The 6,613-nt window shown below is 44.4% G+C and carries 5 protein-coding genes and 2 pseudogenes; 3 read left to right on the top strand and 4 right to left on the bottom strand.

The genetic code is table 11. From position 1 onward, the window contains the following. A pseudogene (locus L5M18_RS19750) lies at positions 1–138 on the bottom strand (IS4 family transposase); the annotation flags it as partial. 110 nt (positions 139–248) lie between these two features. Here L5M18_RS19750 and L5M18_RS19745 point away from each other — a divergent pair. Beyond that, positions 249–626: a toxin-antitoxin system YwqK family antitoxin gene (locus L5M18_RS19745; protein ID WP_263198346.1), complete on the top strand. Its 378-nt coding sequence runs from the start codon at positions 249–251 to the stop codon at positions 624–626. A 328-nt stretch (positions 627–954) separates the two neighbouring features. Here the strand turns inward: L5M18_RS19745 and L5M18_RS19740 are convergent. Continuing rightward, positions 955–1,923: pseudogene (locus tag L5M18_RS19740) on the bottom strand (transposase). Positions 1,924–2,324: 401 nt separating this feature from the next. On the opposite strand from L5M18_RS19740, the gene L5M18_RS19735 reads away from it, so the two are divergent. Both L5M18_RS19735 and L5M18_RS19730 read left to right on the top strand, forming a co-directional pair. Further along, a complete protein-coding gene (locus L5M18_RS19735) occupies positions 2,325–2,831 on the top strand; it encodes an Imm26 family immunity protein (protein WP_263198344.1) in 507 nt (168 codons plus the stop codon). A 142-nt stretch (positions 2,832–2,973) separates the two neighbouring features. Further along, positions 2,974–4,535, top strand: a protein-coding gene (locus L5M18_RS19730; RefSeq protein ID WP_263198343.1) for an IS3 family transposase whose coding sequence is annotated in 2 segments (ribosomal slippage) — positions 2,974–3,436 and positions 3,436–4,535 — 1,563 coding nt in all. Because the reading frame shifts where the segments join, the coding sequence is not laid out codon by codon here. Positions 4,536–4,935: 400 nt separating this feature from the next. On the opposite strand, the gene L5M18_RS19725 is transcribed toward L5M18_RS19730, so the two are convergent. Together L5M18_RS19725 and L5M18_RS19720 are read right to left on the bottom strand one after the other, a co-directional pair. Further along, positions 4,936–6,039 (bottom strand): phosphoribosylaminoimidazolesuccinocarboxamide synthase, encoded by a 1,104-nt coding sequence (locus tag L5M18_RS19725; RefSeq protein WP_263198341.1) that lies wholly within the window; start codon positions 6,037–6,039, stop codon positions 4,936–4,938. After that, positions 6,026–6,454 carry a hypothetical protein gene (locus L5M18_RS19720; RefSeq protein ID WP_317629904.1) on the bottom strand — a complete coding sequence of 143 codons (429 nt, stop codon included), beginning with the start codon at positions 6,452–6,454 and terminating at the stop codon, positions 6,026–6,028. The genes L5M18_RS19725 and L5M18_RS19720 overlap by 14 nt, the downstream gene beginning before the upstream one ends. Positions 6,455–6,613: the final 159 nt, after the last annotated feature.

Below are 6,613 nucleotides of genomic sequence, written 5' to 3'. Positions count from 1 at the left end.
TCGACCTAACTCAGTCAAGGTCAGTGTCTTACATTCAATCAGTGCCTTAGAGGCCAGCATCAAGCTGTTTAATCGTTTTAGGTGAAGTTCTGGGCAGTATTGGTGTAAAGAATGTTGTAGGATATTGGCTTCGCGCATCTTGTTGTCCAAGTGTAGTTTTTGGCGAAACCATTTGATCATGCAACAAGATGCGCTTCCACCCTAATTTGATGATTTATTTGTAAATCATCAGGGGATTCTTCAGAGCGTTGTATATAAATGGAAAATTAGAAGGTGTTTGGAGGTGTTATAATGAAAATGGTAGATTAACAGTGGAAAAAAACTATGTTAATGGTATTAGAAATGGTCTGTTTAAATATTATAATGAATACGGTAAATTAGAGGCGGAAGGCGTTTATAAAAATGATCAATTAGATGGTCTTTATAAAGCCTATGATGAGGAAGGAATATTGCAAGCTGAGGAATATTATAAAAATGGAGAGCGAGAGGGGCTTTTTAAGAGTTATCATAAAAATGGTATAATAGAAGTAGAAGGAACTTATGAAAATGGTAAGAAAGAAGGTATTTGGAAAAGCTATAATGAAGATAGTCATTTAATTCAAGAAACGACTTATAATAATGATTAGTTAGATGGAATCTTTAAAAAAATTGCAGCAATTGACAATTAGTGTTGGAAGAAATAAATCTTGTCCTCCATTTGTAGCGAAGATATAAATCAGGCAGATATAAATCAGGCCACCCAATATAAAACAAGAACATAATGTACTTTCAGTTAGCATCCAAGTGACTAAAAGTCACTTAGCGGCTAAAAAGCTTGCGAGGTATTGCTCCAGAGGATGAGGACTAACTCAATTAGCCTATTTTGCTGAAAAACTTAGATTTTTAGTAAAAAATACCTAAGCCATTCTCTTGTTGGCTGTTGTGAAAGGCATGGTTAATGATGCAGGATTGAAATCAGCCAGCGTTGAGGTGCTGACAGCATTTGGCAAAGTGCCGTCGTCGCTTTTCTAAGTGTTCGCAGTAATCAGTCAGTTCTTGCAAGGTTCCCACAGGGCCATGAAATAGCTTACCAAACTCGGTGGTAAGCTTAAGCCAATTGTCATGGTGGATATTTAATCTTGTCAGTAACTTGGCGCTATTTTCAGTGATTGCACCTAGTTTATCATTTCGAATAATTCGACCGGTATCATCCACCAATTGAAGGTAATCTATTAATGAAAACGTAATGCCAATGGGTTGGTTATCGCGTTCATTGCCGATAAAAGGCAATAGATTTTTGGGCTGCTCATCTTTCAATGCCGCCTGAATTCGAAGCTGAATACTGGCATGAGCTGATCGCTCCAGTGTATCGGCCATTTGGGCTCTGATGGGATTCAAATCCACATAAGTCATACAGGCTAAAACGGCAGCTTCATCAAGTAGAGCTTGATTCTCTATAAAAGAAATAGGTAAATCGACCTTCCCAAAAACGCCCAGTACAGTTATCTTCTTGATTTGCTTGTCTTGCTATCGGCTCGTTTAAGCAACGCATGAACCAACTGATATCACATAAGCGGTGCGATAAATGGCGATTGAATGCCTTAATCTGTTGACCTCGTCCGCTTCAACCAACCCACCTTTGGCGAATTTTTGCGTTAATTCATCGCCTTTAAATAGCTTATGCCATTGCTCAAGCACCTCCCTGTCGCTCCTGCGGTTTGCAGTCTCTACATCAATGCGTAAAACCACATGTAGATGATTGGACATCACCGCAAAGGCCGCCACATCTATTGCAAAAACGGCTTCGAGTTCAAACAATAGCGATTCTACCCAAGCGCGGCGATGGTCATGGTTTTTACCTGAGTAACGATCATCGCCACACAAAAAAGCACGTCGAACGACACGACTGCAACAGTGATAAAAAGGGGTGTCTTCAAGACTAATCTGAGTTCTGCGAGGGCGCGGCCTACAAACCTCCTTGTTTAATGCTTAACCAAAGCATATTCGGAGGTTAACTACCTCGCCATTAACGATGGATGTCCATTTAGTATTTTGGATGTCCATTTAGTATTTCCATTTAGTATTCTTTAGTATTCTCATGCACAAGTCAGAGGGTATGAACAAGCGGATATTGAACATTACAAAACGTTAGATACTTCTCAGCGTGGAGTCTACACAGAAGACGGTAAATTTAATGCTGGAGCAGGCAACCGTGCTCGCTCTTACGACCCCAGCAGATTGAGTGATCCTAATGATAAGAGGGCCAAAGCGTTTGATGAAAACTATAGAAATAGAATGTCAACACATTCATCTTCGAAGAAAAAATGCTAACTTGGTGGGGGCGTATGAAAAAGATTGATGTAGGTACTTGTTTTTACATTCCGCTTGAAAGCGGTGAGTTTGGTTTCGGATACATTGTTTATGATGATCGGTTTCTCATTGTGAATATATTTGATTTTAAATCAATAAGTTGTAAGGGAATTGCCTCTGCTTTTGATCGGCCACTTTTGATTGAAGGGTGGCTAATTGATGTGGTTGTTTTCGCTAAAATAAAAAATGCAATGTACCCAAAGTGGGAGTTACTACGTAAAGTTATATATGACAACCCTAAGTTCCCTGTAAACCCTATAGTAATATATGGGCTGCCAAGCAGGCTCAAATGCCTAAATTATGTAACTGGCGACACGTTTGACGCTGCGGATAATGATATAAATATTTATCCTAGATTTATCACGAGGCATAGTGACTATTACTCTGCTTTCGTGAGGTTAAAGTATTCTGGTGTTCAGTTTGATAATCTGCGGTTTGATGAAAAGCTTGATTGCTATATACCAGTTCTCAATGGTCTGTAATTTTTTACTATTAGCAGAGGTTGTATCAATACTACATAGTTAGACATGTTGGCTGTACAGATCTAGTTATCACCTTACCCCGCTCTGGCAGGATAGTTGTCACTACTTAAAATTTAACCAGTTGGGGCGTTAAGGCTTAATTGTGCCGAGTTATAGTGAAGAACGTAAGCAGCAGATCTTAAATAAGTTACTGCCGCCTTCGAATATGACCGTAGCTGAAGTTTCAAGAAACGAAGGGATTGGGCTGCAAACTTTGTATAATTGGCGGGATAAAGCCAAACAACAAGGTCGTCCTGTGCCCGGAAGTAAACCAACCTCAGAACATTGGTCAGCAGAAGCAAAGTTTGCCACTGTGCTTGAAACCGCCAGTTTAAATGAAGCTGAATTAAGCGAGTATTGCCGGGCTAAAGGCCTGTATGTTGATCAGGTAAAAGCATGGAAAGCCGATGCACTGCGTGGGTTCATGAACTCCCGCGAGCAGGAATTGGAAGCTAAACGGCAGCGCCAAGCCGACCATAAAGAAATCAAACAGTTAAAAAGCGAACTGAGGCGTAAAGAAAAAGCGTTGGCTGAAACCGCAGCATTGTTGGTGCTTAGAAAAAAGTTAAATGCGCTTTGGGAGAACGACAACGAGGACGATTGACCTTGGTCTCAGAGCGCACTGAATGTGTGAACTTGATACAGGAAGCGAACCAGGCTGGAGCGAGGCTTCCTCTGGCCTGCGAAGAAGCTAGCATTACATTGCGGACCTATCGGCGCTGGTATCGGGATGGCAAGATCACCGCTGATCAAAGGCCGGATGCGGTTCGTCCACCGCCCTCGAATAAGCTGACGGCAGCAGAACAAGCAAAGATCATCGAGGTGTGTAATAGACCAAAGTTTGCCAGCTTGCCGCCATCGCAGATCGTACCAACGCTGTTGGATGATGATGAATATTATGGTTCTGAATCAACGATTTATCGGGTACTCAAAGCCTTTGGTCAGTTGCATCATCGTGGCCGGAGTTTAGCGCCGAAGGGGTCAACGCTGCCAACGACTTATACCGCAACAGGGCCTTGCCAGGTGTTTTGCTGGGATATCACCTACTTGCCGAGCACGGTGCGTGGGCAGTTTTACTACCTTTATATGCTCGAAGATGTGTTCAGCCGGAAAATTGTTGGTGGTGAAGTCCATGAACAGGAATCAGGTGAGCATGCAGCAAAGCTGTTAGAGCAAACGCTGATCCGGGAGAAATGTTTACACAGTGGTGTGGTGCTGCATTCGGATAACGGCGCACCGATGAAATCGCAGACGATGCGAATGAAAGCGTATGAGCTTGGTGTGACGACATCGTACAGCAGGCCAAGGGTTAGCAACGATAATCCGTTTGCAGAGTCGCTGTTCCGCACTTGCAAATACCGGCCGGACTGGCCATCTGCAGGCTTTAAAAGTCTCGATGAAGCAAGGACTTGGGTGCTGAAGTTTACGCGTTGGTACAACTACGAACATAAGCACAGCAAGTTGCGGTTCGTGACGCCACAGCAACGCCATACCGGTCAGGATGAAGCCATACTGGCCCAACGTAAAGAACGAATTGAAGCCGCGAAAGCAGCCAACCCAAACCGTTGGGGAAAACGTGAAGTGCGAAACTGCGAACCAGTAGGGCCGACAACGCTAAACCCGGAAAGAGAGTCAGTTAAAGAAGTAGAAAAACAGGCCGCTTAAAACGGTCAATGGTGACAACTAGCTTGAAAAACGCCGTTACACCGAAACAATTTAACGAGCCGCCCATTGTTAAATTTGTAAAGTGTATGCTTGTGAAAAGGCATACAGATTACTGAAGAGTTGGTTGAATTAAGCATTGGCATGTAAGTGACCGTCCGTGACATGGTCGCTCATTCACATCCATGTGATCGCGACATTCGTAAATCCTTTTACATCAGATGCCGTCGTCGAGCCCTCATGGATGAGTTCATGGCGTGTCACTGGAATGACAGTGCTTAATCATCAGCGGTGTATTGGTTAAGTTTGTGAATGACTTAAACAAAAAGGCGCCTAAGCGCCTTTTCTACTATTCAGTTATGGGTAAACCACCCAAAACCTCAGATTTGATTACAACTCTCTATTACACAATCAGATCATACTCATCTTTGAGGATCTTAATAATATCTGCCTTAGGATTCGCTGGCAGCGGGATTGGAGCGCCAGTCACCTTCTCGGCAACGCCAGTGTAAGTGCGTGACACTTGCATCATGGCCTCAAGTGGGAGGTCATTGTCGCGGGCGAGGGCTTCACGCTCTGGCATTCTGTCTTTGTTGAGCAGCACATCAGGATCAGGGAAATGATTGAGCAGGAATTGGCGGAAACCCTCTTTGGAGTTTTCTAATATCTTGCCATCGCGGTAGGCGGCGCCGTCCCAAATACGTGATGAATCTGGAGTACCGACTTCATCCATGTAAATCAGTTTTGAATTGCCATCTTTATCGGTCACATAGCCGAACTCAAACTTAGTGTCGACAAACACTTGGTCAATATCGGCCAGTGCTTTTGAAATCACCTTAAAGCCATCTTTTAACAGCTTCTCGTACAGGTCGATATCTTCTAACTTTTCAAAGCCAAAGGCTTGGTAGTTGGCTTCGATATCGCTGCGGCTGATGTTCACGTCATCTTGGGCTGGCACGCCTGGGATGCCGGTTAAAATGCCCTTAGTCGATGGGGTGATTAACAGCTCAGGGAGCTTTTGATCTTTCTCTAAGCTTTCTGGCAGTGTGATGCCACAGAATACTCGCTCGCCCTTAGAGTAAGCGCGCCACATTGAGCCTGTGATGTACTGGCGGCAAATGGCTTCGACTTTAATGGGGCGGGCTTTTTGGACTATCCATACGAACGGGTGCGGGATATCCAAAATATGGCTGTCGGCTAGGCCGTTTTCGGCGAACAGTTTAAACCAGTGGTTAGAAATCGCGTTTAATGCCGCGCCTTTACCGGGAATGCCTTTGAGACCACCTTCACCGTGGAAGATACAGTCGAAGGCTGAGATACGGTCGCTGATCACCATGATGGCGAGCGGGGTATCTTCGGGGACGTTATAACCCTTGGTTTTGATTAAACGGCGGCTGTCGGCATCGGTTAGCCAGTAAACGCTGCGAACCTTGCCGCTGTGGACTGGGCTGTCGGTGCGGATTGGCAAATCGTTATTCACGGCTAATACGGAATCAGCAAGACTCATGACGAGTATTCCTTAGGATAGAGAGTGTAGGGATAAGGTTTTTATAAGTGTCGGTTTGCAGATGGACTATAGCGTTAGCAACAGCCAGATTTATTGCAACCGCTTTATTATTCGCGCTTGGCTTAGGGCGTAAATCGCTCAGCCAGTTTGCGGGATTTGATGTTAAATCTTGAACAGCAAAAGGGGTATTTTCGGGCGGTGTTTGAATTGTGTTGGGTGGAGATAATGCAAGGGAGGGAACAAACGCAGGGCAAGGTTGGCACCACAGTGAAAGTGGTCTGCGAAAGCGGGCTGGGCCCGTGCCATTTTGCTCGAAAATGCTAACCATTAATCCGAGAGAACCTTGTTCTAGACTGCCGCGAAAAAGTGGCGACATTCTACCTTTTTTGACAAAATTTGCCACGGCTATTTGCATCGCTCTTTGCACAGATCTTTACACAGCCCTTTACACTGCTCTTTACATAGTTCTGTGGCTTGAATCTAGCGGGCATAAGGATTTGCAAGGGAATCACGCGCTAACACTCAGTGCTGAGCATGATGGAGGGCTGGTGTTCTGCGGACGAGCGAATGTTGA

It is taken from the genome of Shewanella sp. SM20, assembly GCF_025654545.1.
Taxonomy (GTDB): Bacteria; Pseudomonadota; Gammaproteobacteria; order Enterobacterales; family Shewanellaceae; genus Shewanella; species Shewanella oncorhynchi.
Note: the sequence above shows the minus strand (reverse complement) of the source record. Positions and strands in the feature narration are given on the sequence as shown.